The 24673-nt window shown below is 56.2% G+C and carries 19 protein-coding genes and 1 pseudogene; 8 read left to right on the top strand and 12 right to left on the bottom strand.

The window, feature by feature from the left end; all coding sequences use genetic code 11:
- Positions 1-197: 197 nt before the first annotated feature.
- Positions 198-938, top strand: coding sequence for a pyruvate formate lyase 1-activating protein (gene pflA, locus AA74_RS0117830; protein ID WP_025912934.1), 741 nt, complete (start codon positions 198-200; stop codon positions 936-938).
- 35 nt (positions 939-973) lie between these two features.
- On the opposite strand, the gene AA74_RS0117825 is transcribed toward pflA, so the two are convergent.
- From AA74_RS0117825 to lrp, 10 genes are all read right to left on the bottom strand, one after another.
- Positions 974-1504 carry an anti-virulence regulator CigR family protein gene (locus AA74_RS0117825; RefSeq protein WP_025912933.1) on the bottom strand — a complete coding sequence of 177 codons (531 nt, stop codon included), beginning with the start codon at positions 1502-1504 and terminating at the stop codon, positions 974-976.
- Positions 1505-1627: 123 nt separating this feature from the next.
- Positions 1628-2776: an MFS transporter gene (locus AA74_RS0117820; RefSeq protein WP_008499979.1), complete on the bottom strand. Its 1149-nt coding sequence runs from the start codon at positions 2774-2776 to the stop codon at positions 1628-1630.
- 275 nt (positions 2777-3051) lie between these two features.
- Positions 3052-3915: a dimethyl sulfoxide reductase anchor subunit family protein gene (locus AA74_RS0117815; protein ID WP_025912932.1), complete on the bottom strand. Its 864-nt coding sequence runs from the start codon at positions 3913-3915 to the stop codon at positions 3052-3054.
- A 1-nt stretch (position 3916) separates the two neighbouring features.
- On the bottom strand, positions 3917-4534 hold the full coding sequence (locus AA74_RS0117810) for a DMSO/selenate family reductase complex B subunit (protein WP_021240882.1): 618 nt from the start codon (positions 4532-4534) through the stop codon (positions 3917-3919).
- Between the two features lie 10 nt (positions 4535-4544).
- On the bottom strand, positions 4545-6989 hold the full coding sequence (gene dmsA / locus AA74_RS0117805; RefSeq protein ID WP_025912931.1) for a dimethylsulfoxide reductase subunit A: 2445 nt from the start codon (positions 6987-6989) through the stop codon (positions 4545-4547).
- A gap of 211 nt (positions 6990-7200) precedes the next feature.
- A complete protein-coding gene (gene serS / locus AA74_RS0117800; RefSeq protein ID WP_008499983.1) occupies positions 7201-8493 on the bottom strand; it encodes a serine--tRNA ligase in 1293 nt (430 codons plus the stop codon).
- Positions 8494-8585: 92 nt separating this feature from the next.
- Complete coding sequence (gene rarA / locus AA74_RS0117795) at positions 8586-9929, bottom strand: replication-associated recombination protein RarA (RefSeq protein ID WP_008499984.1); 1344 nt, start codon at positions 9927-9929, stop codon at positions 8586-8588.
- Between the two features lie 9 nt (positions 9930-9938).
- Positions 9939-10553 (bottom strand): outer membrane lipoprotein chaperone LolA, encoded by a 615-nt coding sequence (gene lolA / locus AA74_RS0117790; protein ID WP_021240884.1) that lies wholly within the window; start codon positions 10551-10553, stop codon positions 9939-9941.
- A gap of 128 nt (positions 10554-10681) precedes the next feature.
- Complete coding sequence (locus tag AA74_RS0117785) at positions 10682-14350, bottom strand: DNA translocase FtsK 4TM domain-containing protein (protein ID WP_025912930.1); 3669 nt, start codon at positions 14348-14350, stop codon at positions 10682-10684.
- A 135-nt stretch (positions 14351-14485) separates the two neighbouring features.
- Positions 14486-14980 (bottom strand): leucine-responsive transcriptional regulator Lrp, encoded by a 495-nt coding sequence (lrp, locus tag AA74_RS0117780; protein ID WP_000228469.1) that lies wholly within the window; start codon positions 14978-14980, stop codon positions 14486-14488.
- 543 nt (positions 14981-15523) lie between these two features.
- Here lrp and trxB point away from each other — a divergent pair.
- From trxB to infA, 6 genes and pseudogenes are all read left to right on the top strand, one after another.
- Positions 15524-16492, top strand: a complete 969-nt coding sequence (trxB, locus tag AA74_RS0117775) for a thioredoxin-disulfide reductase (protein WP_021240886.1) — start codon at positions 15524-15526, stop codon at positions 16490-16492.
- 114 nt (positions 16493-16606) lie between these two features.
- Positions 16607-18373 (top strand): cysteine/glutathione ABC transporter permease/ATP-binding protein CydD, encoded by a 1767-nt coding sequence (gene cydD / locus AA74_RS0117770; protein ID WP_025912929.1) that lies wholly within the window; start codon positions 16607-16609, stop codon positions 18371-18373.
- Positions 18373-20094: a cysteine/glutathione ABC transporter ATP-binding protein/permease CydC gene (gene cydC / locus AA74_RS0117765; protein ID WP_025912928.1), complete on the top strand. Its 1722-nt coding sequence runs from the start codon at positions 18373-18375 to the stop codon at positions 20092-20094. Before cydD ends, cydC begins: the two co-directional genes overlap by 1 nt.
- 45 nt (positions 20095-20139) lie before the next feature.
- Positions 20140-20844 (top strand): leucyl/phenylalanyl-tRNA--protein transferase, encoded by a 705-nt coding sequence (gene aat / locus AA74_RS0117760; protein WP_008499991.1) that lies wholly within the window; start codon positions 20140-20142, stop codon positions 20842-20844.
- A gap of 183 nt (positions 20845-21027) precedes the next feature.
- Positions 21028-21201 (top strand): annotated as a pseudogene (locus tag AA74_RS1000000123820) (hypothetical protein); the annotation flags it as partial.
- Positions 21129-21347 (top strand): translation initiation factor IF-1, encoded by a 219-nt coding sequence (infA, locus tag AA74_RS0117755; RefSeq protein WP_002211347.1) that lies wholly within the window; start codon positions 21129-21131, stop codon positions 21345-21347. The pseudogene AA74_RS1000000123820 and the gene infA, both read left to right, overlap by 73 nt.
- 207 nt (positions 21348-21554) lie before the next feature.
- On the opposite strand, the gene clpA is transcribed toward infA, so the two are convergent.
- Positions 21555-23834: an ATP-dependent Clp protease ATP-binding subunit ClpA gene (clpA, locus tag AA74_RS0117750; RefSeq protein WP_014831269.1), complete on the bottom strand. Its 2280-nt coding sequence runs from the start codon at positions 23832-23834 to the stop codon at positions 21555-21557.
- A gap of 27 nt (positions 23835-23861) precedes the next feature.
- Positions 23862-24182, bottom strand: a complete 321-nt coding sequence (gene clpS / locus AA74_RS0117745; RefSeq protein WP_025912927.1) for an ATP-dependent Clp protease adapter ClpS — start codon at positions 24180-24182, stop codon at positions 23862-23864.
- Between the two features lie 267 nt (positions 24183-24449).
- Here clpS and cspD point away from each other — a divergent pair, with 267 nt between their 5' ends.
- Positions 24450-24671, top strand: coding sequence for a cold shock-like protein CspD (cspD, locus tag AA74_RS0117740; RefSeq protein ID WP_008499993.1), 222 nt, complete (start codon positions 24450-24452; stop codon positions 24669-24671).
- Positions 24672-24673: the final 2 nt, after the last annotated feature.

Raw genomic sequence — 24673 nt, 5'->3', positions numbered from 1 at the left:
TTGACTGAAATCACGCGTTAACAAGCGTACAATAAAGGCTCCACGTCAGTGGGGCCTTTTTAGCACCCTCTCCACCTCAGTCTCTTTTGTCCGCTATCTATACTGAATGGATAACAGCCAAAACAGACTTAACACAGCCGGCTTTGAGCTGTGCATACACAGGCCCCGGACGGGCCGATGATGGAGATATCACCGCAATGTCAACTATTGGTCGTATTCACTCCTTTGAATCCTGTGGCACCGTCGATGGCCCGGGTATCCGCTTTATCACCTTTTTCCAGGGCTGCCTGATGCGCTGCCTGTACTGCCATAACCGCGACACCTGGGACACGCACGGCGGTAAAGAAGTCACCGTCGACGATCTGATGAAAGAGGTGGTGACCTATCGCCACTTTATGAACGCCTCCGGCGGCGGTGTGACCGCGTCCGGCGGTGAAGCCATTCTTCAGGCTGAGTTTGTCCGCGACTGGTTCCGCGCCTGCCATAAAGAAGGCATTCATACCTGCCTCGACACCAACGGCTTTGTACGTCGCTACGATCCGGTGATTGATGAACTGCTCGACGTGACCGATCTGGTGATGCTCGATCTCAAACAGATGAATGATGAGATCCACCAGAATCTGGTGGGCGTCTCCAACCACCGCACGTTGGAGTTTGCCAAATACATTGCCGACAAGGGCATCAAAACCTGGATCCGCTACGTGGTTGTTCCTGGCTGGTCAGATGACGACGACTCCGCGCACCGCCTGGGAGAATTTACCCGCGACATGGGCAACGTCGAGAAAATCGAGCTTCTGCCCTATCACGAGCTGGGTAAACATAAATGGGTGGCCATGGGTGAAGAGTACAAGCTTGATGGCGTGAAGCCGCCGAAAAAAGAGACGATGGAACGCGTCAAAGGTATTCTTGAACAGTACGGTCACAAAGTGATGTATTAAAGAAAAGGCCCGGTGAGAACCGGGCCTTTTTTATTCTATTTAAAGACGCCGTTAATAACGGAAGTCACAATCGCAGTACTCAGCGCAATTAAGACCAGGTCGTCACCCACTACGCGCCATTCGTAGCCGGGATAGGAAGGAAGCTGGTCCAGCATTGAGGCCGGAACGGCCTTCTTCGCAATACCCGGAGGCAGTGGTTTACCGCGCGCCAGGTTTTTTGCGATCCCCGGGGGCAGTGACTTATAGCCCGTTAAGCCGTAATTCACGGCAAGATGACGGACATGATCGAAGCTCACGCGAGCATCAACGTCATTACCGACATCTTTGCTGTTTTTGAAGTTCTTATCCGATTTTCCAGGGTTATCCTGTCCGTTATTTTGCTTATTACCATGGTTACCGGAGTTACCAGAATTCCCGTTACCATGATTGCCGCCATTACCTTGTCCGCCACCGTTTCCGTGACCACCGCCGTTCCCGTTGCCAGGATTAGCCATGACCGGAGCCGTTGCAAACGTTAAAGACAACACTACGGCAAGTGCGGTAGTGGAAAAACGACGTATAGACATGATTGTTGCCTTTTAGTGGTAGAACTCATTTGAATTATCGCCAGGGGGGAAAAACAAACAATACGTAAAAGTCTTATATGTGACAGGGACAAAAAAGCCTGTCGATGACAGGCTTTTATTTAATCAGGCGTGTGCCACAGGCGTTGGATGTTCGCCCGCTTTACGCAGCAGCATTAAGAGATAAATAAACGACACGCTGGCGATCATGATAAACAGTAAATTGTCGGAATAATTTTGCATCAGCATCGCGGTAAACGTCGGCCCTAATAAGCTGCCGATGGTATAGCTCAGTAAAAGCGCCTGGTTCATTGCCACGAGCTGGTGATGCTCAACTTTCTCACAGGCCCACGCCATCGCGACCGGATAAAGCGTAAAACCTGCCGCTCCAAGAATAAACAGCGCGGGTGCCATCGCGGCATTGCTGAGCATGGCGAGGCATCCCATGATCACCACGAAGACCTGAACGCGCAGCACCAGCAGACGGCCAAAGCGATCAGCCAGACGGCCAATTGGCCATTGTCCAACAATACCCGCACTCACCATCACCGCCATCCAGAAGCCAATTCCGGAGTCGCTGACGCCCTGATGGTTCAGATAAAGCGGCATCAGGCCATAGAGCGAGCCGAGGACAATCCCCGAGATAATGCAGCCGTTAACGCCCAGACGGGCCTGACGCAGTCTCAGCATGGGCCAGACGTGGGTTGCTTCCTGGTGTTCACTGTTCTGGTTCACAATGCGGGTAAAGAGCAGCGGCAGGATTGCGGCCAGCACCATGCCCGTTACCCACGGCAGAACGCTCATCAGGTCGGTTGGCAGCTTGCTCACCATCAGTTGTCCCAGCACGGTGCCGACATAGTAAACCATCATGTAGGCAGCCAGCAGGCGTCCGCGGTTGCGGGAGGTGCCGCTGCACATCAGCGCACTTTCAACGACCACCCAAATCATCGCGCAGCCAACACCGGCGATAAAGCGCCATGCCATCCAGCTCCAGAAGCCGACCATCAGGCCCAGCCCCGCACATCCGGCGGCGAAAATCAGCGAGGCCAGATAATAGCTGCGGTTAAAGCCAAAGCGCTTAATCAGGCTCCCGGTCACCAGGGTTCCAAGAAGGTTGCCGGTAAAAAAGGACGAGCTGACCATACCCACCTGCCAGGTCGGTAAGTTTTCATGGGCGAGCCACAGCGGGACGAGCGTATTTAACACTGCGATCGCCAGGGTCAACAAAAGCAGGCCACAGAGCAACAGCAGCACTGGCCGGGTATAGGTGGTCATGGATTAAAAACCGTGAGGAAGTTCAGATTTCGTGCGCATCATGCCACTGGCAAAAACAAAGTCAATCCACTGATTTAGCCGCCTCGCACAATATGTTCTCTGTCGATTTAAAAAACTTATCCTGCTAATGCCACGCCTGCTATAGATATTAATTATGTCTCTGTTTTCATTTATTAATGGGGGAAATTAAAACAAAACGACAGTCGAAAAATTTCATGATCGAAAAAAGAAAAAGCCGGGCACTCTGGCCCGGCTTGATATAACCAAATGAAACGTTAACTGACGACAGCCATACCAACGGTCATATGCAACCCGTAGAACACGCCGCGACCAATCAGTTCACCCGCCAGTACCAGCACAAAAGCCAGTGACAGCAGCGGCAGCGCCGGCTGATATCCTTTGAGCTGAGGGGCAATCCAGAATACCAGCGCGGCGACCAGCAGAACGATACGCCAGGCCATCAGCGCACCGTAGTCCGGCACCAGGGCAGAGGCCTGCTGAATAGAGCTGTGAATGGTTGCCAGTTCAGAACCCTGCATCAGGGCGACTATAGCACTCACTACCAGCGCCAGCAGCGAAACAGCGGGCAGCAGACGCATTGCCCATCCGTCGACACCCGCCACGCGCAGCAGCAGGTAGCCCAGCAGCGGCCCGCCGATAAACATCGTCAGGAAGAAGCTCATTGGCGTCCAGACGCTGTACCAGGTGGGGACGGTATCGATGGTGTTATAGACACGCACCATCATCCACACGAACACTACGCCCAGCACCATGGTCACAATCAGCCACAGGCTGCGCAGACCCGCAGGCAACTTCTTCATAGCGGCCAGCAGCCAGCCTAGCCCACCGACGGCAAAGAAAATTGCGCCACTGGCAATCTCGTTACTCAGTGATGAGGCCCCCACGCGGTTCAGGGAGTTAAACGCGCGCATCGGCGAACCCAGGTGCAGCGTAGAGGCGATAAAGCCGATCCCCATCAGCACCCACAGGCCAAACATACTCAACACCAGGCGCTGCTGCTGTTCAGCATTGAGACGACCTTTCAACAACGCCAGCGCGAGCACAATGAAGCCGCCCGCTACGCACTGACCAAAGACCGTGAAGATCATCAGCGGCCATTCATGCCATCCACTTCCCATCTCACACCTCCTTCGGATTTGCCAGGTAGCCGGTGGTGTCACCTGTAGGACGGCTGTTGGCGTTAGGTTTAATCACAATACTCGGCTTCGTGAAGTGCGCAGACGGCAGCGGTGCCACGGCGGCAAGCTGACCGTGTTTTTGACGCAGCTCTTCAATAGGACCGAAGTCCAGCGCGCGCAGCGGACAGGACTCGACGCAGATTGGCTTTTTGCCATCCGCTACGCGGGTGTGGCAGCCGTCGCATTTGGTCATGTGGCCTTTAGCGGCGTTGTACTGCGGCGCGCCGTACGGACAGGCCATATGGCAGTAGCGACAGCCGATGCAGACATCTTCATCCACCACCACAAAACCGTCTTCTCGCTTGTGCATCGCCCCGCTCGGGCAGACTTTTGTACAAGCGGGATCTTCACAGTGGTTACAGGCAATTGACAGGTAATACGCAAAGACGTTCTGATGCCAGACGCCGTTATCTTCCTGCCAGTCGCCCCCGGCGTATTCGTAGATGCGACGGAAGCTCACGTCCGGCGTCAGGTCTTTGTAATCTTTGCAGGCCAGCTCGCAGGTTTTGCACCCGGTACAACGGCTGGAATCAATAAAAAATCCATACTGAGTTGTCATCGGTTACTCCTTAAACCTTTTCAACCTGGACAAGGTTAGTGTGGGATGGGTTACCCTTCGCCAGCGGCGACGGACGCTGTGTGGTCAGTACGTTAATACTGCCTGCCTGGTCGATGCGGTTGGCATCCGGGCTGTACCAGGCCCCTTCCCCTAACGCCACCACGCCGGGCATCATGCGCGGGGTGACTTTGGCTTCAATATGCACCTCGCCGCGACCGTTGAAGATGCGCACGCGATCGCCATTGCTGATGCCGCGCGCTTTCGCGTCCATCGGGTTGATCCACATCTCCTGGCGGCAGGCGGCTTTCAGCACGTCGACGTTACCGTAGGTGGAGTGAACACGCGCTTTATAGTGGAAGCCGGTCAGCTGCAGCGGGAATTTCGCCGTCAGCGGATCGTTATAGTTTTCAAAGCCCGGCGTGTAGATCGGCAGCGGATCGATAACATCCCCTTCCGGCAGCTCCCAGGTGGAGGCAATTTTTGCCAGCGCTTCGGAATAGATTTCGATTTTGCCCGACGGCGTGGTCAGCGGGTTCGCCTGCGGATCTTCACGGAACGCTTTGTACGCCACGTGGTGTCCTTCCGGATCGCGCTGTTTGTACATCCCCTGCTTGCGGAAGGTATCAAAGTCAGGGAGGTCAGGAATTGCCTTACGGGAGAGTTCATGCAGATGGCGCATCCACCCTTCCTGAGTACGCCCCTCGGTGAACTGCTGCTCAACGCCTAGACGTTTCGCCAGTTCAGAGGTCATCTCATAAATGGTTTTGCACTCGAAGCGCGGTTTAATCGCCTGGTCGGTAAAGATCACGTAGGACATGTTGCCGCAGGAGGCGTCCAGCGCGAAATCCATCTGCTCAGAGGCGGTGCAGTCCGGCAGCAGGATATCGGCATATTTTGCCGAGGAGGTCATGTGGCAGTCGATCACCACAATCATCTCGCACTTCTTGTCGTCCTGCAGGATTTCATGGGTGCGGTTGATTTCAGAGTGCTGGTTGATGAGACAGTTGCCGGCGTAGTTCCAGATCATCTTGATCGGCACGTCCAGCTTGTCCTTACCGCGCACGCCGTCGCGCAGGGCGGTCATTTCCGGGCCACGTTCAATCGCATCGGTCCACATAAACATGGAGATGCTGGTCTGAACCGGGTTATCCAGCGTTGGCATACGTTCAAACGGCACTTCATATGAGCCTTCACGCGCGCCGGTGTTACCGCCGTGAATACCGACGTTGCCGGTCAGAATGGAGAGCATGGAAATGGCTCGGGTCGCAATTTCACCGTTCGCATGACGCTGCGGACCCCAGCCCTGGCTAATGTAAGCTGGTTTGGCTGAGCCAATCTCACGCGCCAGCTGAACGATACGCTCTGCCGGGATGCCGGTGATGGTGGACGCCCACTCCGGCGTTTTTGCCACGCCGTCGCTACCCTGACCGAGAATGTAAGCTTTGTAATGTCCGTTTGCCGGTGCGCTGGCTGGCAGGGTTTTCTCGTCATAGCCGACGCAGTATTTATCCAGGAAAGGCTGATCGACGAGGTTCTCGGTGATCATCACCCACGCCAGCGCGGAGACCAGGGCCGCATCGGTACCCGGACGTATTGGGATCCACTCGTCTTCACGTCCGGCACCGGTGTCGGTATAGCGCGGATCGATGATGATCATGCGGGCATTGGATTTGGCGCGAGCCTGTTCGAGGTAGTAGGTTACTCCACCACCGCTCATGCGGGTTTCACCCGGGTTGTTACCGAACAGCACGACCAGCTTGCTGTTTTCGATATCTGACGGGCTGTTGCCGTCCGCCCAGCCGCCGTAGGTGTAGTTCAGTCCCGCTGCGATCTGCGCCGAGGAGTAGTCGCCATAGTGATTGAGATAACCGCCGCAGCAGTTCATCAGGCGCGCCACCAGCGTTTTCCCCGGCGGCCAGGAACGGGTCAGCGTGCCGCCGAGCGTCCCGGTACCGTAGTTCAGGTAGATGGATTCGTTGCCGTACTCTTTAATAAGGCGCTGCATATTGGTGGCGATGATATCGTAGGCTTCATCCCAGCTAATCCGCTCGAACTTCCCTTCCCCACGCTTACCGACACGCTTCATCGGATATTTCAGGCGGTCCGGATTATAGACGCGGCGACGCATGGAGCGACCACGCAAACACGCACGAACCTGATGTAACCCTTCGTAGTTATCGTCCCCGGTATTGTCGGTTTCGACATATTTAATTTCGCCATCCACCACATGCATACGCAGCGGACAACGGCTACCGCAGTTAACGGTACAGGCACTCCACACCACTTTTTCCGGCGAAGTGGCCGGAGACAGAGCATCTGCCGCCGACGCCAGTCGGGTAAAAGGGAGCGTGAAGGCACTACTGGCTACGGCCAGGCCGCCTATTGCCGTGGTTTTCATCAACCCACGGCGAGTGACCTCGGCAGCCATTAATGCTTCAGGCGCGTTGATTTTCATAGAGACTCACTTTGGTTGCTCACAAAGAAAAGAGAGGCGGCGCAAACCGCTATGTAGTTTTATATATAACGAATATTATCGTTATCAGCTTTTTATGCTGACTTTCATTCGAAGGAGTATTACTACTTTAGAGGGAGAGGTTATTGCGTCGTATCAAACCAAAGGCATAAAAAAAGCGCCCTGAGGCGCTTTTTTGTTTTAAGACAAATTATTAGCCGATGTACTGCTGGCCTTTCATGTATGGACGCAGCACTTCAGGGATCTCGATACGACCGTCTGCCTGCTGATAGTTTTCCAGCACGGCAACCAGGGTACGGCCCACAGCCAGGCCAGAACCGTTCAGGGTATGCACCAGACGGGTTTTCTTATCAGATTTGCTGCGGCAACGTGCCTGCATGCGGCGCGCCTGGAAATCCCAGACGTTAGAGCAGGAGGAGATCTCACGGTAGGTGTTCTGCGCAGGTACCCACACTTCCAGATCGAAGGTTTTGCAGGCACCAAAGCCCATATCACCGGTGCACAGCGCCATACGACGGTATGGCAGACCTAGCAGCTCCAGCACTTTCTCCGCGTGGCCGGTCATCTCTTCCAGCGCGTCCATGGATTCTTCAGGACGGACGATCTGCACCATCTCAACTTTGTCGAACTGGTGCATGCGGATCAGACCGCGCGTGTCGCGACCGTAAGATCCTGCTTCAGAACGGAAGCACGGAGAGTGCGCCGTCAGTTTGATTGGCAGGTCGTCTTCGTCGATGATCTCATCACGCACGAGGTTAGTCAGCGGCACTTCCGCGGTTGGGATCAGCGCGTAGTTGCTGCTGTCTGCTTCCTCGTCCAGCGGACGGGTATGGAACAGGTCGCCGGCAAATTTCGGCAGCTGGCCCGTACCGTACAGCGTATCGTGGTTGACCAGATACGGCACGTAGGTTTCGCTGTAGCCATGCTGCTCGGTGTGCAGATCCAGCATGAACTGCGCCAGCGCGCGGTGCAGATGGGCAATCTGGCCTTTCATCACCACGAAGCGAGAGCCGGTCAGCTTAACCGCTGCCGCAAAATCCAGGCCCGCGTGCATTTCGCCCAGCGTCACGTGGTCGCGCACCTCGAAGTCAAACTCACGAGGCGTACCCCAGCGTTTCACTTCAACGTTGTCGTTTTCATCTTTGCCGACAGGCACGCTGTCGTCAGGAATATTCGGGATAGCCAGGGCAATATCACGAATTTCGGCCTGAAGAACATCCAGTTCAGCTTTCGCCTGATCCAGTTCTTCACCCAGCTTGTTCACTTCCAGGCGTAATGGCTCAATATCTTCCCCGCGCGCTTTCGCCTGGCCGATGGATTTCGATCGAGAGTTACGCTCTGCCTGCAGATTTTCAGTTTGTACCTGCAGTACTTTACGACGCTCTTCAAGAGCGCGCAGCTTATCTACATCCAGCTTAAAGCCCCGGCGTGCCAGTTTTTCAGCGACTGCGTCTGGCTCATTACGCAGCAGATTGGGATCGAGCATGCTTATCCTGTGCTTATCGAATTAAAATAGGAAATGTGACCACAGCCTGCGGTCACAAGGATACAATTGCCAACATTACCGCAACGATTGAACTAACGGTAGCGTTTTATAGGGCTATTTTGATCCTGTCCGGCGAGCCAGGTGAGCTTTTCACCAATCTTGCCTTCAAGACCTCTGTTTGTGGGGTGATAATAGCGCGTTTGTGCCATCTCCTGCGGGAAATATTCCTCCCCGGCAGCGTAGGCATTGGGTTCATCATGAGCGTAGCGGTATTCCTGCCCATACCCCATCTCTTTCATCAGTTTGGTCGGCGCATTACGCAGATGAACCGGTACATCGTAGTCCGGGCGTTCGCGTGCGTCAGACATCGCGGCCTTAAACGCGGTATAGACGGCATTGCTTTTCGGCGCACAGGCCAGATAGACAATCGCCTGCGCAATGGCACGCTCGCCCTCCGCAGGTCCAACCCGGGTGAAACAATCCCAGGCCGACAGCGCGACCTGCATGGCACGCGGGTCGGCGTTGCCGACATCTTCTGAGGCAATCGCCAGACAGCGGCGCGCGACGTATAGCGGATCGCCACCCGCAGTAATAATGCGCGCATACCAGTACAGCGCCGCATCCGGCGCGCTACCGCGCACGGACTTATGCAGCGCCGAAATCAAATCGTAAAAACGGTCACCTTTATTATCGAAACGCGCGCTGCGTTCCCCGGCAATTTCGGTGAGCAGTTCCGGTTTTAGCACCCGCTTGCCGGCATCGTCGACCTCGGCCATGTCGGCCATCATTTCCAGCGTGTTCAGCGCCCGACGCGCATCGCCGTTAACCAGCTCGGCAATCGCACGACGCGTCTCGTCAGGCAGAACGATATCCTGCCCGCCGTAGCCGCGCGATTTGTCGTCCATCGCCTGAGTGAGAACCTTTTCGATATCCTCAGTCGTCAGCGATTTGAGCAGATAAACGCGCGCACGGGAAAGCAGCGCCGAGTTCAGCTCAAACGACGGGTTTTCGGTAGTCGCCCCAATGAAGAAGATCGTGCCGTCTTCAATATGCGGCAGGAAGGCATCCTGCTGGCTCTTGTTGAAGCGATGGACTTCGTCGACAAAAAGAATGGTGCGGCGTCCGGCGTTGCGGTTCTGACGTGCACGCTCGATAGCCTCACGGATCTCCTTCACGCCGGACGTCACCGCTGAGATACGCTCAACGTCCGCGTTGGCATAACGGGCAATCACTTCTGCAAGCGTAGTCTTGCCGGTGCCTGGGGGGCCCCAGAGGATCATGGAGTGCAAATGCCCCGCCTCAATGGCGCGCGGCAAGGGCTTACCGGCAGCCAGCAGGTGCTGCTGACCGATGTACTGCGCTAAATTTTCTGGCCGCATACGGGCGGCCAGAGGTTGAAACGCGTTATCTGAAAAATCGAGCGACAGATTGCCCACTCACGCCTCTTACTTATTGCGTTGGTCGTCCACCGTTACGCCCTTCGGCGGGGTAAAGGTGAACTTCGATGCATCAACGGCGCCGTTCTGCTGAGATTTGAGCTGATAGCTGCTGCGCTGATCGTCCTGCTCAACCGCGCCGAACTGATTAATGGTACCGTTGGTGCTGACATTGATGGTGAACTGCTTCAGGTTGCCGTTGCTGCCTTTCGGCGTCAGGACAAACTCGTCACCCGTCTGTTTAATATTGTACTGCTGCCAGTCGCTGGCCTGGTTACGGGCAATCAGCATAAATGGCGTATTGCTGGTGGCATCTTTCAGCCAGGTCGCAGTAGCCTGCTCAACGAACGGGTTGTAGAACCATAAGGTTTTACCGTCAGACACCAGGATGCTCTCATCCGGCTGGGTCATGTGCCAGTTAAACAGATTTGGCCGTTTTACCCACAAGTCCCCCTGACCTTCCTGCACCGCGTTGCCGCTGCCGTCCGTCACTTTCTGCGTGAAGCTGGCGTGGAAGCTGCTTACTTTATCCAGTCGGCTTTTAAGGTCGCTGGCTGCATCAGCCCAGACGCTGCTGGCGACAAAACTGGTGAGTAATGCACAGGCGATGGCGATTTTTTTCATTGTTATTCCTTAAAATACGTCTTCCCGATATGGGGTTTCCGACTTCTATTCTGGACCTGCCCGGAGGCAGGCGACAGAAGAAAATGCTTAATTTTGGCTGATTTACCCTTCTTTGCAATCGCGAAAGGTTAATCAAACGGTGGCGGAGCCAGCACCTCGCGGTTACCGTTATGCCCCTGCTCGCTCACAATGCCCTGCGCTTCCATCTGCTCGATAATGCGCGCAGCGCGGTTATAGCCGATGCGGAACTGACGCTGTACGCCGGAGATAGACGCTTTACGTTTTTCGGTAACGAAATTCACCGCCTGATCGAATAACGGATCCAGCTCTTCACCGCCGTCAAAGCCACCGCCGCCGCCTTCGCTTTCCGTATCGCTGGTGATGCCATCGACGTATTGCGGACGACCGCGCGCTTTCCAGTCCTGCACGACCGCGTGCACTTCCTGGTCGCGCACGAACGCGCCGTGAACACGCACCGGAGAGGTGGAGTTCGGCCCGGAATAGAGCATGTCACCCATTCCCAGCAGCGACTCTGCACCGCCCTGGTCAAGAATGGTACGGGAGTCAATTTTACTTGATACGGTAAAGGCGATACGCGTCGGGATGTTCGCTTTAATCAGACCGGTGATAACGTCTACGGAAGGACGCTGGGTCGCCAGCACAAGGTGAATACCGGCCGCACGCGCTTTCTGCGCCAGACGGGCAATCAGCTCTTCCACTTTCTTACCGACGGTCATCATCAGGTCAGCGAATTCGTCGACCAGCACCACGATATAAGGCAGTTTTTCCAGCACCGGATGCTGGGCATCCATGCTGTCACCCGGCTTCCAGTACGGATCCGGAATCGGACGGCCCATGCGCGCCGCTTCGGCGATTTTCTCGTTATAGCCGGCCAGGTTACGCACGCCCAGCGCAGACATCAGCTTGTAGCGGCGTTCCATCTCATTCACGCTCCAGCGCAGGGCGTTGGCGGCGTCTTTCATGTCGGTGACCACTTCAGTCAGCAGATGTGGAATACCTTCATAGACCGACAATTCGAGCATTTTCGGGTCGATCATGATGAAACGCACATCTTCCGGCTGCGCTTTATAGAGCATGCTGAGGATCATGGCGTTCACACCGACGGACTTGCCGGAACCGGTGGTACCCGCGACCAGCAGGTGAGGCATTTTTGCGAGGTCTGCCACCACCGGATCGCCAGCGATATCTTTACCCAGCACCACGGTCAGTGGAGATGGGTTATCACGGAACTTGGTGTTATCCAGCACTTCACGCAGGTAGACGGTCTGACGTTTCTTGTTCGGCAGCTCAAGACCAACGTACGGTTTGCCCGGTATCACTTCCACCACGCGCACCGCCACGGTTGACAGCGAACGCGCCAGGTCGCGGGACAGGTTGGAAATACGCGCGGCTTTTACGCCCGGCGCCAGGTTCAGTTCAAAACGGGTGATCACCGGACCCGGCGAGTAGTTCACGACGTCCGCCTTGATACGGAAGTCAGCCAGACGGGCTTCAACCAGACGGGCCATCTGCTCCAGCGCAAATGTATCAACCGGCTCGACTTCAGCTGGCGGCGGCGTCAGCAGGTCCAGCGACGGCAGCGGCGTGCTTGGACGCTGCAGCGGACGGCTGTCACCGTTACGCATCAGCAGCGGGTGAATCAGGCTCTCCTGCGGCTGTGGCGCAGGCTGCTGGAACTGCTGTTGCTGCGGCTGCTGTGGTTGCACATACGGCTGTTGAACAGGTTGCTGTGCGTAGGTAGATGGTGTCTGCTGGCGCACAGGCTCAGCTTCCGGCATCACGCTCGGGGTAAATAAAGGCTCGCTTGGGCCATCATCCACCAGATCTTTCATCGGCGAGAATTCAAAGTCCGACAGTGAGAACGGATTTGCCCCTGCCGGCTGTTCACCGGAGTAACGCTGCTGCTGCGTTGCCGCAAACTGGCGCGCTAATTCGGCTTCTGCCGCATCATCGTCGTCTTCTAGCGCAGGTTCGTCGTGCTGATAGTCTTGACCGTAGCGCTGATTTTGTTGCGCAGCGAACTGGCGGGCCAGCTCGTCCTGCTGCATTTCATCAGCATCATCGTCGTACTCAGACTCGCGCGCTTTTTCTTCAGCCATGCGCTGGGAAGGCAGCTTGATGCCATAAGAAGCAAGCTCACGGCGGGTTGGCACGCGGACGCGGTTAGGACGAGGCAGTTGCGGACCAATCCCCTCTTTCACCTGAGGACGCGGTGCGCCCCCTGTTGCCAGGCTAAAGACCGGTGCCGCTGCTGCTGCGGCCGCAGTAGCCTGCTTAACGCCTTCCGCTACGGGTGCTACAGCAGGCGTCGGGTCGACCGGCGGAACAGAAGGCGCCTTCGTAACCGGCTCCTGCACCGGTTCAGGCACAGGCTGATACCAGGCGGCCAGCTGTTCGCGTTCACGCGCACGGCGCTCTTCGACTTCTTCGAAATAGTACAGCGGTGGACGCGCAGGCTTCACCTCTTCCACGATTTCAGGCTCAGGTTCAGGCTGCGGTGCAACGTAAGGCTGCACAGGTTCAACGGGTTCAGGCACGTACTCATGATAAGGCTGGGACACTGGCTGCTGATATTGCTGCGGTGCATACTCAGGCTGCGGCGGCTGATAAGGCTGCTGCCACTGTTCCTGCTGCACGGGGATGTAACTTTCAGGTTCAGGCGCAATAACGGGCTCCGGCGTATGAACACCCGGCGCAGTCTGCCAGTCAACCTGAGGTTGCTGAATAACGGATTCCGGCGGCGGGACCGGCGCGGATGGCATCACGGCGTCGACAGGCGCGGCATACGCCTGCGCAGCGGTCGTCGCGGCGGCGGCAGCCGCAACCGGCTCGGTAACCGAGTGGCCGTTCAACAGTGGATCGTATTCGTCGAAGTCACCCGGCGTGGCACGGCTACCGGAAAAAAGCACATCATCAGGATCGACGGCGGTACCTGCGGCACGGTACTCAACCTGCTCGTCTTCATCCATGCGTTTACCGGAGAAGAGCGCCGCATCGGTTTTACGGCCCAGCGGGTTGGCAAATTTCTCAGCAACACGCTGGCGACGCGCCAGCGCACCGCGCAGAATTCTGGCACGACGAGACTCGCGACGCTGCACAGGCGCGTCGTCTTCCTCTTCATCTTCGTATTCGTCTTCATCCACCCACGTATCGTCACGACGGGTACGGTTACTGGCGAAGGTCAGAATGGTGAGGATAAAGCTGCCAATTTTCTCGGCAATGCTCACCCAGGACCAGCCGGTAAACAGCGTCAGCCCGGCGGCCCAGATGCACAGCAGCGCCAGCGTGCCGCCGCTGCTGTGCAGCATCGGCTGAAGCGCGGAACTTAATAAACTGCCGATTACCCCGCCAGAGGCGAAGTACCAGATATCATCCGCATTGATCGCTGCCAGCCCGCAGGAAGTGAGAATCAGCGCCAGCGCGCCAATCAGGCGCAGCGAGACGGCGAAATAGTCGATGTAATCATCGTTCTGACGATGACGCCACGCAAACCAGCATCCGCCAATGATAATGACGGGAAGGGTGTAGGCCATCACACCGAAAATGAAAAACAGCGTGTCCGCAAGCCAGGCACCGGGGACACCGCCTAAATTATGGATAGGCTCATGCCATGCAGTTTGTGACCAGCTGGGATCAGAGGGGTTGAAACTGAGTAAGGCTGCCATCAGCCAGACGGCAAAAAGGGCAATAACAATCAGCAAAGCCTCGAGGAGACGACGTCCGCTGCTTAGCTTCGATAGTGTGACTTCTTTGTCTTCAGTGTATTCCTGGCTCAAGAAAGGCTCTCCAGGTATCAGGCATATCCTGCCTGTTTGCTAAAACGGACAACAGCGCCGGGACTCCCCGGCACTGTTGCTGTATGGATTAACAGGAGTGTAATCAAACTACGCTGATTTTGCACCTGTTCCGTGTTAGCGCGTCTTAATAACCAGACGATTGCTCTGTTTGACCTCTTCCATTACCACATAAGTACGGGTGTCGTTCACGCCCGGCAGACGCAACAGGGTTTCCCCCAGCAGCTTACGGTAGGCGGACATATCAGGCACACGGGTTTTCAACAGGTAGTCGAAATCACCGGACACCAGATGACACTCTTGAATTTCTTCAAGTTTTTGTACAGCGGCGTTAAATTGCTCAAACACATCCGGCGCACCACGATTCAGAGTAATCTCAACAAATACCAGAAGTGAGGCATCCAGATAATGCGGGTTCAGCAGAGCCGTATAGCCCTGAATAAAACCCTGTCTTTCCAGTCGGCGCACACGCTCAAGGCACGGCGTCGGGGAAAGTCCCACACGTTTTGAAAGCTCGACGTTGGAAATACGCCCATCCTTTTGCAATTCATTCAGAATGTTACGATCGATACGGTCGAGATCTTTGCCAGGGCGCTTCTTGCTATCTACCATTATTATTGTCTCTCTGTATTCCTTCCCTACTCCTGCCTGGACCCTGTGCACATCACTGTTCAGAGCCTGTACCCGTTAGTCATCACATCGCCTGGTTTTGTATTAGACGCGATGCGGATTCGGGTTCTGTTGGTAAGAAGACCGTTGCCCGAAGGCTGTCACCGACATCACGCATGGCGTCTGTCCACGCCATGCGTAGATTTCACTGACCCGGTAAAAATGGCATTTACGTGCATGCCTATGCGGCATACGGTTAACGCGGTTTTTTTCTTCCTTGAATGTTTTCGCAAAAGCGCAGGGGATTGTCAAAGCAAAACATCGTTTTTTAGTACAACATGCCGGATATTCATTACGACAGGGTATTAATCCTCATTTTATTGCCTTATAAACGACCGGTTTTCTTAAGAAAGCGTGATGTTATCGCGCGCGATTCATCGTCCACGGCTATTACACAGATTGATATCAAAATTGCTGCGCTCTTTTTTTACGGCAACAAATTCCCTACAATCCAGCCAAATGTCTGCCAACAACAATGGGGATCTCATGGGCACGGCCAAACACAGTAAGCTGCTAATCCTTGGTTCTGGACCTGCGGGATATACCGCGGCGGTCTACGCTGCACGCGCTAACCTGCACCCGGTACTCATCACCGGTATGGAAAAAGGCGGTCAGCTGACCACCACTACCGAAGTGGAAAACTGGCCAGGGGACCCGAACGACCTGACCGGGCCGCTGCTGATGGAGCGCATGCACGAGCATGCCGCTAAATTCGAAACCGAAATTCTGTTCGATCACATCAACAAGGTCGACCTGCAGAACCGTCCGTTCCGCCTGACGGGTGACAGCGGTGAATACACTTGTGACGCGCTGATCATCGCTACCGGCGCCTCTGCCCGTTATCTCGGTCTGCCATCCGAAGAAGCGTTTAAAGGCCGCGGGGTTTCTGCCTGCGCAACCTGCGACGGTTTCTTCTATCGCAACCAGAAAGTCGCGGTTATCGGCGGCGGCAACACCGCGGTGGAAGAAGCGCTTTATCTGGCCAACATTGCCTCTGAAGTGCACCTGATCCACCGTCGCGAGACCTTCCGCGCGGAGAAGATCCTGATCAAACGTCTGATGGATAAAGTGGCAAGCGGCAACATCGTGCTGCACACCAACCGCACCCTGGAAGAGGTGACGGGCGACCAGATGGGCGTTGCCGGTCTGCGTATCCGTGATACCCAGAACACCGATAACGTCGAAACGCTGGAAGTGGCGGGTCTGTTCGTGGCTATCGGCCACAGCCCGAACACCGCGATCTTCGAAGGCCAGCTGGAGCTGGAAAACGGCTACATCAAAGTGCAGTCCGGCATTCACGGTAATGCGACTCAAACCAGCATCCCGGGCGTATTCGCGGCCGGCGACGTAATGGACCACATTTACCGTCAGGCGATCACCTCTGCGGGCACCGGCTGTATGGCCGCGCTGGACGCTGAACGCTACCTCGATGGACTGGCTGAACAAGGTAAATAATCTTTACAAGTCAGTAACAAACGTAAATAAAGGCGGCGATAAGTCGCCTTTATTGTCTCCCCGTTGTAACATTGCGCTGCCCAACTTCTTATAACGTCACCTGCAAAGTACGCAATGGAAAAAACCCGTCAACAAGAGTTAACACGCTGGCTGAAACAGCAAAGCGTTCTTTCCCGCCGCTGGCTTACGATTTCCCGTATTTTGGGTTTCATCAGCGGTCTGTTGATTGTTGCCCAGGCATGGCTGCTGGCCCGCATTCTTAATCACATGATCATGGAGAACATTCCCCGCGAAGCGCTCCTGCTGCCCTTTATTGTCCTGATCCTGATTTTTATCCTGCGCGCCTGGGTGGTGTGGCTGCGTGAGCGCGTCGGTTTTCACGCCGGACAGCACATTCGCTACGAGATCCGCCGTCAGGTGCTCGACAGGCTTCAGGAAGCCGGGCCCGCGTGGATCCAGGGTAAACCGGCCGGTAGCTGGGCGACGCTGATCCTTGAGCAGATTGACGATATGCATGACTACTACGCGCGCTATCTGCCGCAGATGGCCCTTGCCGTCTTCGTTCCGCTGCTGATCGTGATCGCCATTTTCCCGGTGAACTGGATGGCAGCGCTGATTCTGCTGGGCACCGCCCCGCTGATCCCGCTGTTTATGGCGCTGGTCGGGATGGGGGCAGCGGATGCCAACCGCAGAAACTTCCTGGCTCTGGGTCGACTGAGCGGTCATTTCCTCGATCGCCTTCGCGGCATGGAGACGTTGCGCATTTTTGGCCGCGGTGAAGCGGAAACCGAAAATATTCGCCTGGCGTCGCAGGACTTCCGTCAGCGCACCATGGAAGTGTTACGCCTCGCCTTCCTGTCCTCCGGCGTACTGGAATTCTTTACCTCACTGTCGATTGCCCTCGTGGCGGTCTACTTCGGCTTCTCCTACCTCGGCGCGCTGGATTTCGGCCATTACGGCACGGCGGTGACCCTTTCCGCCGGGTTCCTGGCGCTGATCCTGGCGCCGGAGTTTTTCCAGCCGCTTCGCGATCTGGGGACCTTCTATCACGCCAAAGCCCAGGCGGTTGGCGCCGCCGATAGCCTGAAAACGTTCCTGGAAACGCCGCTGGCCCACCCGGAGCGCGGTGATGTAACGCTGAATGCTAAAGACTCCGTGACCATTGAAGCGCAGGACTTTTCCATTCTGTCGCCCGAAGGCAAAGTGCTCGCCGGTCCGCTGAACTTTACCTTACCTGCCGGACAACGCGTGGTGCTTGTCGGCATCAGCGGTTCCGGGAAAAGTTCTCTGCTGAACGCGCTATCCGGTTTTATGGCCTATACGGGTTCACTGCGGATCAACAAAACCGAACTGCGCAACCTCGACCCCGACGCCTGGCGTAAACAGCTCAGCTGGGTAGGCCAAAACCCGCAGCTTCCCGCCGCTACGCTGCGCGAAAACGTGCTTCTGGCGCGCCCGGATGCGCGTGAAGATGAGCTGCAATCGGTTCTCGACCGCGCCTGGGTCAGCGAATTTCTGCCGCTGCTGCCGCAAGGGGTGGATACCGTAGTCGGCGACCAGTCCGCCGGGCTGTCGGTCGGGCAGGCGCAGCGTGTGGCCGTTGCCCGCGCGCTGCTTAACCCATGCCACCTAATGCTGCTGGACGAGCCGGCAGCCAGCCTTGACGCACACAGCGAGCAGCGCGTAATGGAAGCGCTTAACGCCGCCTCCCTGCAGCAAACCACCCTGATGGTCACCCACCAGCTGGAAGGGATTGCCGACTGGGACCAGATCTGGGTCATGGAAAACGGCCGTATTGTTGAGCAAGGCGATTACGCCTCTCTCGTTGCCGCCCAGGGGCCATTTGCGACCCTGCTGGCGAACCGTCAGGAGGATATCTGATGCGCGCTCTGCTGCCTTATCTTGCGCTCTATAAACGCCACAAATGGATGCTGACGCTGGGGATTGTGCTGGCGATTGTCACGCTGCTCGCCAGCATCGGCCTGCTCACGCTTTCCGGCTGGTTCCTGTCGGCCTCGGCCGTCGCGGGGTTCGCCGGATTATACAGCTTCAACTATATGCTTCCGGCTGCCGGGGTTCGCGGTACCGCCATCACCCGTACTGCCGGACGCTATTTCGAACGGCTGGTCAGCCACGACGCCACTTTCCGCGTGCTGCAGCACCTGCGTATCTATACCTTCAGCAAACTGCTGCCCCTCTCCCCTGCCGGGCTGGCGCGTTTTCGTCAGGGTGAATTGCTTAACCGCGTGGTGGCGGATGTCGACACGCTGGATCACCTTTACCTGCGGGTGATTTCCCCGATCGTGGGCGCGTTTGTGGTGATTGTGGTGGTCACGCTGGGGCTGTCTGTTCTGGATGTCCCCGTTGCGCTGACGCTGGGCGGGATCATGCTGCTGACGCTTATCGTTCTGCCGCCGCTGTTTTACCGCGCCGGGAAATCCACCGGGGAAAACCTGACGCGTCTGCGCGGGGACTACCGCCAGCAGCTGACCTCCTGGCTTCAGGGGCAGGCAGAGCTGACCATTTTTGGTGCCAGCAAGCGCTACCGCGCGCGGATGGAAAGTACGGAGCTGAACTGGCATGAGGCCCAGCGCCGTCAGTCGGAGCTGACGGCCTTCTCTCAGGCGCTGATGATGCTGATCGGCGGCGTGGCGGTAATAGCCATGCTGTGGCTGGCTTCCGGCGATATTGGGGGAAACGCACAGCCGGGTCCGCTTATTGCCCTTTTCGTTTTCTGTGCGCTGGCCGCGTTTGAAGCGCTGGCTCCGGTGACGGGTGCCTTCCAGCATCTGGGACAGGTCATCGCCTCTGCCCTGCGCATCACCCAGATTGCCGAGCAGGAGCCTGAAGTCACGTTCAGTGCCGGGCAGACCGTTGTCCCTGAGCAGGTTGCGCTGACGCTTGAAGATGTCACCTTCAGCTATGACAAACAGGCGCAGAACGCGCTGGACGGTATCACCCTTTCTGTGAATGCCGGCCAGCGGATTGCGATCCTCGGCCGTACCGGCTGCGGTAAATCGACGCTGCTGCAGCTGTTGACCCGCGCCTGGGACCCGCAGCGCGGTCAGATTTGTTTTAATAATACGTTGCTGACCGATTTCAGCGAGCAGGCCCTGCGCAAAACCGTCAGCGTCGTTCCGCAGCGGGTGCATCTGTTTAGCGCCACCCTGCGCGATAACCTGCTGCTGGCTGCGCCAGAGGCCTCTGATGATGCGCTTCGCGCCGTGCTGGAACAGGTCGGTCTGCATAAGCTGCTTGAGGGCGATGGACTGAACAGCTGGCTCGGTGAAGGCGGTCGTCAGCTTTCCGGCGGAGAGCTGCGCCGTCTGGCGATTGCGCGCGCGCTGCTGCACGATGCGCCGCTGATGCTGCTTGACGAACCTACCGAAGGGCTGGATGCCACGACCGAGAGCCAAATCCTTGATTTGCTGGCCAATGTCATGACCGGTAAAACCGTCCTGATGGTTACGCACCGCCTGCGCGGACTGGCGAGTTTTGATCGGATAATTGTGATGGACAACGGACACATTATTGAGCAAGGTAGTCACTCAGAGCTGTTGGCGAAACAGGGTCGCTACTTCCAGTTTAAACAGCGTCTGTAGACTATATTTGTAGCGTCCTCACTCGCGTACTGGAGTTTTGCTGTCATGCGCCTGGTCCAGCTTTCTCGTCATAACATCGCGTTCCCTTCTCCAGAAGGGGCGCTGCGTGAACCCAATGGGCTGCTGGCCCTTGGTGGTGACCTCAGCCCTGCGCGGCTGTTGATGGCGTACCAGCGCGGCATCTTCCCCTGGTTTTCTCCCGGCGACCCGATTTTATGGTGGTCTCCCGATCCGCGTGCCGTGCTGTGGCCAGAGCAGTTTCACCTGAGCCGCAGCATGAAGCGTTTCCATGCAAAATCACCGTACCGCGTCACCCTGAACCACGCCTTTGGTCAGGTCATTGAAGGCTGTGCCGAAGACCGGTTTGAGGGAACATGGATAACCCGCGATATCATTACCGCTTACCACCAGCTTCACGAGCTTGGCTACGCGCACTCCATTGAGGTGTGGGACGGCGGAGCACTGGTCGGCGGCATGTATGGCGTGGCGCAGGGGACGCTGTTTTGTGGTGAGTCGATGTTCTCCCGCGCGGTTAACGCCTCGAAAACGGCGCTGCTGGTCTTCTGCCAGGCGTTTGCCCAGCGCGGCGGACGCCTGATCGATTGTCAGGTGCTCAATGAGCACACGGCTTCCCTCGGCGCCGTTGAGATACCGCGACGCCAGTACATCGAGCATCTGGATGCCAGTCGTCAGGAAAAGCTCCCGCGCGACTTCTGGATACCGAGAACGCTCTTTATGCCCAATGCCTAAATGTTTTCCGCATATTTTTTGTGAGGGTGTTATAATTATGCCGCAGAGTAGCTTCTGCCTGTTGCCCCGCCGCCGTTTGGGACCTTCGCTTCAGATAACGTCCTGACGTTTATCCTGTTGTATCCCCTTTACGAATGCGCTTTCCGTTCGGTTGTACCGTGACGCTTGGGCAATGCGCCGAAACTGTTTTGCTGCGTTTCAAACGCGCAATTCTTTACTTAATTGATGAATTTCGGCATTATCTTGCCGGTTCAAAACTTGGTAGTGATACCCCAGAGGATTAGATGGCCAAAGAAGACAATATTGAAATGCAGGGTACCGTACTTGATACGTTACCTAATACCATGTTTCGCGTAGAGCTGGAAAACGGTCACGTGGTAACTGCGCACATCTCCGGTAAAATGCGCAAAAACTACATCCGCATTTTGACGGGCGACAAAGTGACTGTTGAACTGACCCCGTACGACCTGAGCAAAGGCCGCATTGTCTTCCGTAGTCGCTAATTGTTTTCGCCTGTAATGGCAGATGAATATTTAAAAGGTCGGGTTAAACCCGGCCTTTTTTATTTGTGGCTTTAATTTGGCTATGCCGGGGGATGTATTTTTTGGCAACCTGGTGGCCTCATCCCAGCCCTCTTCCACAGGGAGAGGGCTAAAGGCAGGCATAAAAAAACCGGGCTATTGCCCGGTTTTTAAGACCTACGTAAGAAATCAGTGAGCCGCTTCCGGCTTGTGCTTCGCTGCACTCTGGAAATCGTACGTCAGTTCGTTCTTCGCCTGATCCAGCGCCACGGTCACCTGGCCGCCGTCCACCAGCGAGCCAAACAGCAGCTCGTTCGCCAGCGGTTTCTTCAGGTTGTCCTGAATCACGCGCGCCATCGGACGGGCCCCCATCGCACGGTCGTAGCCTTTCTCGGCCAGCCAGTTGCGGGCCTCCTGGCTTACTTCCAGCGACACGCCTTTCTGATCCAGCTGAACCTGCAACTCGACGATGAACTTGTCCACGACCTGATGGATCACCTCGGTAGAGAGGTGATCGAACCAGATAATGTTGTCCAGACGGTTACGGAACTCCGGCGTGAAGATCTTCTTGATCTCCTCCATCGCATCGGTGCTGTTGTCCTGGTGGATCAGGCCGATGGATTTACGCTCGGTTTCACGTACCCCGGCGTTGGTGGTCATCACCAGCACCACGTTACGGAAGTCCGCCTTGCGCCCGTTGTTGTCGGTCAGCGTCCCGTTGTCCATCACCTGCAGCAGGATGTTGAACACGTCCGGGTGCGCTTTCTCGATTTCATCGAGCAGCAGTACCGCGTGCGGATGCTTGATCACCGCGTCGGTGAGCAGGCCGCCCTGGTCAAAGCCCACGTAGCCCGGAGGCGCACCAATCAAACGGCTGACGGTGTGACGCTCCATATACTCGGACATATCAAAGCGCAGCAGCTCAATGCCCAGTGCTTTAGAGAGCTGAACCGTTACCTCGGTTTTCCCCACGCCGGTCGGGCCGGCAAACAGGAAGGAACCGACAGGCTTGTGCTCATGCCCCAGTCCTGCGCGGGCCATCTTGATCGCTTCGGTTAAGGCCTCAATGGCTTTATCCTGACCAAAGACCAGCATTTTCAGGCGATTGCCAAGGGTACGCAGCGTGTCGCGGTCGCTCTGAGAGACGCTCTTCTCAGGGATACGCGCGATGCGGGCCACCACGGACTCAATATCCGCCACGTTAACGGTTTTCTTACGCTTGCTGGCCGGCATCAGGCGCGCACGCGCCCCTGCCTCATCAATCACGTCAATCGCCTTATCCGGCAGATGACGGTCGTTGATGTATTTCACCGCCAGCTCCACCGCCGCACGCACCGCTTTCGCGGTGTAACGCACGTCGTGGTGCGCTTCGTACTTCGGCTTCAGGCCGTTGATGATCTGCACCGTTTCCTCGACGGACGGTTCGGTCACGTCGATTTTCTGGAAGCGGCGCGCCAGCGCACGGTCTTTCTCAAAGATGTTGCTGAACTCCTGGTAGGTGGTGGAGCCAATCACGCGGATCTTGCCGCTGGAGAGCAGCGGTTTGATCAGGTTCGCGGCATCCACCTGGCCACCGGAGGCCGCCCCTGCGCCGATGATGGTGTGGATTTCATCGATAAACAGGATGCTGTTGGTGTCCTGCTCCAGCTGTTTTAACAGCGCCTTGAAGCGTTTTTCAAAATCACCACGGTATTTGGTGCCCGCCAGCAGCGAGCCGATGTCCAGCGAGTAGATGGTGCAGTCGGCAATCACTTCCGGTACGTCGCCCTGCACAATGCGCCAGGCAAGGCCTTCGGCAATCGCGGTTTTACCCACGCCAGATTCCCCCACCAGCAGCGGGTTGTTCTTGCGGCGACGGCACAGCACCTGGATCGCGCGCTCCAGCTCTTTATCGCGACCAATCAGCGGGTCGATACCGCCAACGCGAGCAAGCTGATTAAGGTTGGTGGTGAAGTTTTCCATACGATCCTCCCCGCCTGCTTGCTCTTCATTGTTATTGACCTGATTGCTGGAATCCGATGCCTGGTTAGGCTCGTCTTTGCGCGTTCCGTGAGAGATAAAGTTAACCACGTCGAGGCGGCTGACTTCGTGTTTGCGCAGCAGATAGGCAGCCTGTGACTCCTGCTCGCTGAAGATGGCGACTAAGACGTTTGCGCCAGTCACTTCGCTACGTCCGGAAGACTGGACGTGGAATACCGCGCGCTGCAGCACGCGCTGGAAGCTGAGCGTCGGCTGCGTGTCGCGCTCTTCTTCACTGGCAGGCAGCACCGGTGTGGTTTGTTCGATGAAGGCTTCGAGTTCCTGACGTAGCGCCACCAGATCCACGGAGCAGGCTTCCAGCGCTTCGCGGGCAGATGGGTTGCTAAGCAGTGCGAGCAGTAAATGCTCGACGGTCATAAACTCATGTCGGTGCTCACGCGCTCTGGCGAAAGCCATGTTTAAACTGAGTTCCAGTTCTTGATTGAGCATAGGCACCTCCCCCAATTTTATGCCTTATCAGGCCTTTTCCAGCGTACACAGCAACGGATGCTCGTTCTCCCTCGCATATTCGTTCACCATCGCCACTTTGGTTTCCGCCACTTCGGCTGTGAAGATGCCGCAGATAGCTTTGCCACGATAATGAACGGTAAGCATCAGTTGCGTTGCACGTTCTACATCATAAGAAAAGAACTTTTGTAGCACGTCAATAACAAATTCCATCGGCGTGTAATCATCGTTCATTAACATAACTTTATACATAGATGGCGGTTTTAGCGCGTCACGCACTTTGTCTTCCGCCAGCTGGTCAAAATCCAGCCAGTCGTTGGTCTTACCCATTTTGCATAACCACTTTGAATCTACCTCAGATGTTAGATAACAATCATCTATTACTGTCATCCGCGATGTCTGTCACAAACTGTTGCAATAGCGTTAACTGCTTCAAACTTTGGTTGATTATTGTCCCATCTCCAGCGCCAAACGCTTGACGACGTCTTTCGTTTCTCTAAATTGTACAAGCGTGAGATGGCGAGGTTTTGAACAGCCCCCACTCCACCACCGGTTCATTCCATCTTAACTTATAAGATTTACGAAGGATGTCGAAGCATGGAAATGGGTACTGTTAAGTGGTTCAACAACGCCAAAGGGTTTGGCTTCATCTGCCCCGAAGGCGGCGGCGAGGATATCTTCGCTCACTATTCCACCATTCAGATGGATGGTTACAGAACGCTCAAAGCCGGGCAGTCCGTCCGGTTCGATGTCCACCAGGGACCAAAAGGCAATCATGCAAGCCTTATCGTCCCCATTGAAGCAGAGACGGTTGCATAGCT

Source organism: Enterobacter sp. 5-4 (genome assembly GCF_000612205.1).
Lineage (GTDB): Bacteria > Pseudomonadota > Gammaproteobacteria > Enterobacterales > Enterobacteriaceae > Enterobacter > Enterobacter roggenkampii.
The sequence above is the reverse complement of the archived record's forward strand: the minus strand, read 5'-3'. Positions and strand labels throughout refer to the sequence as shown.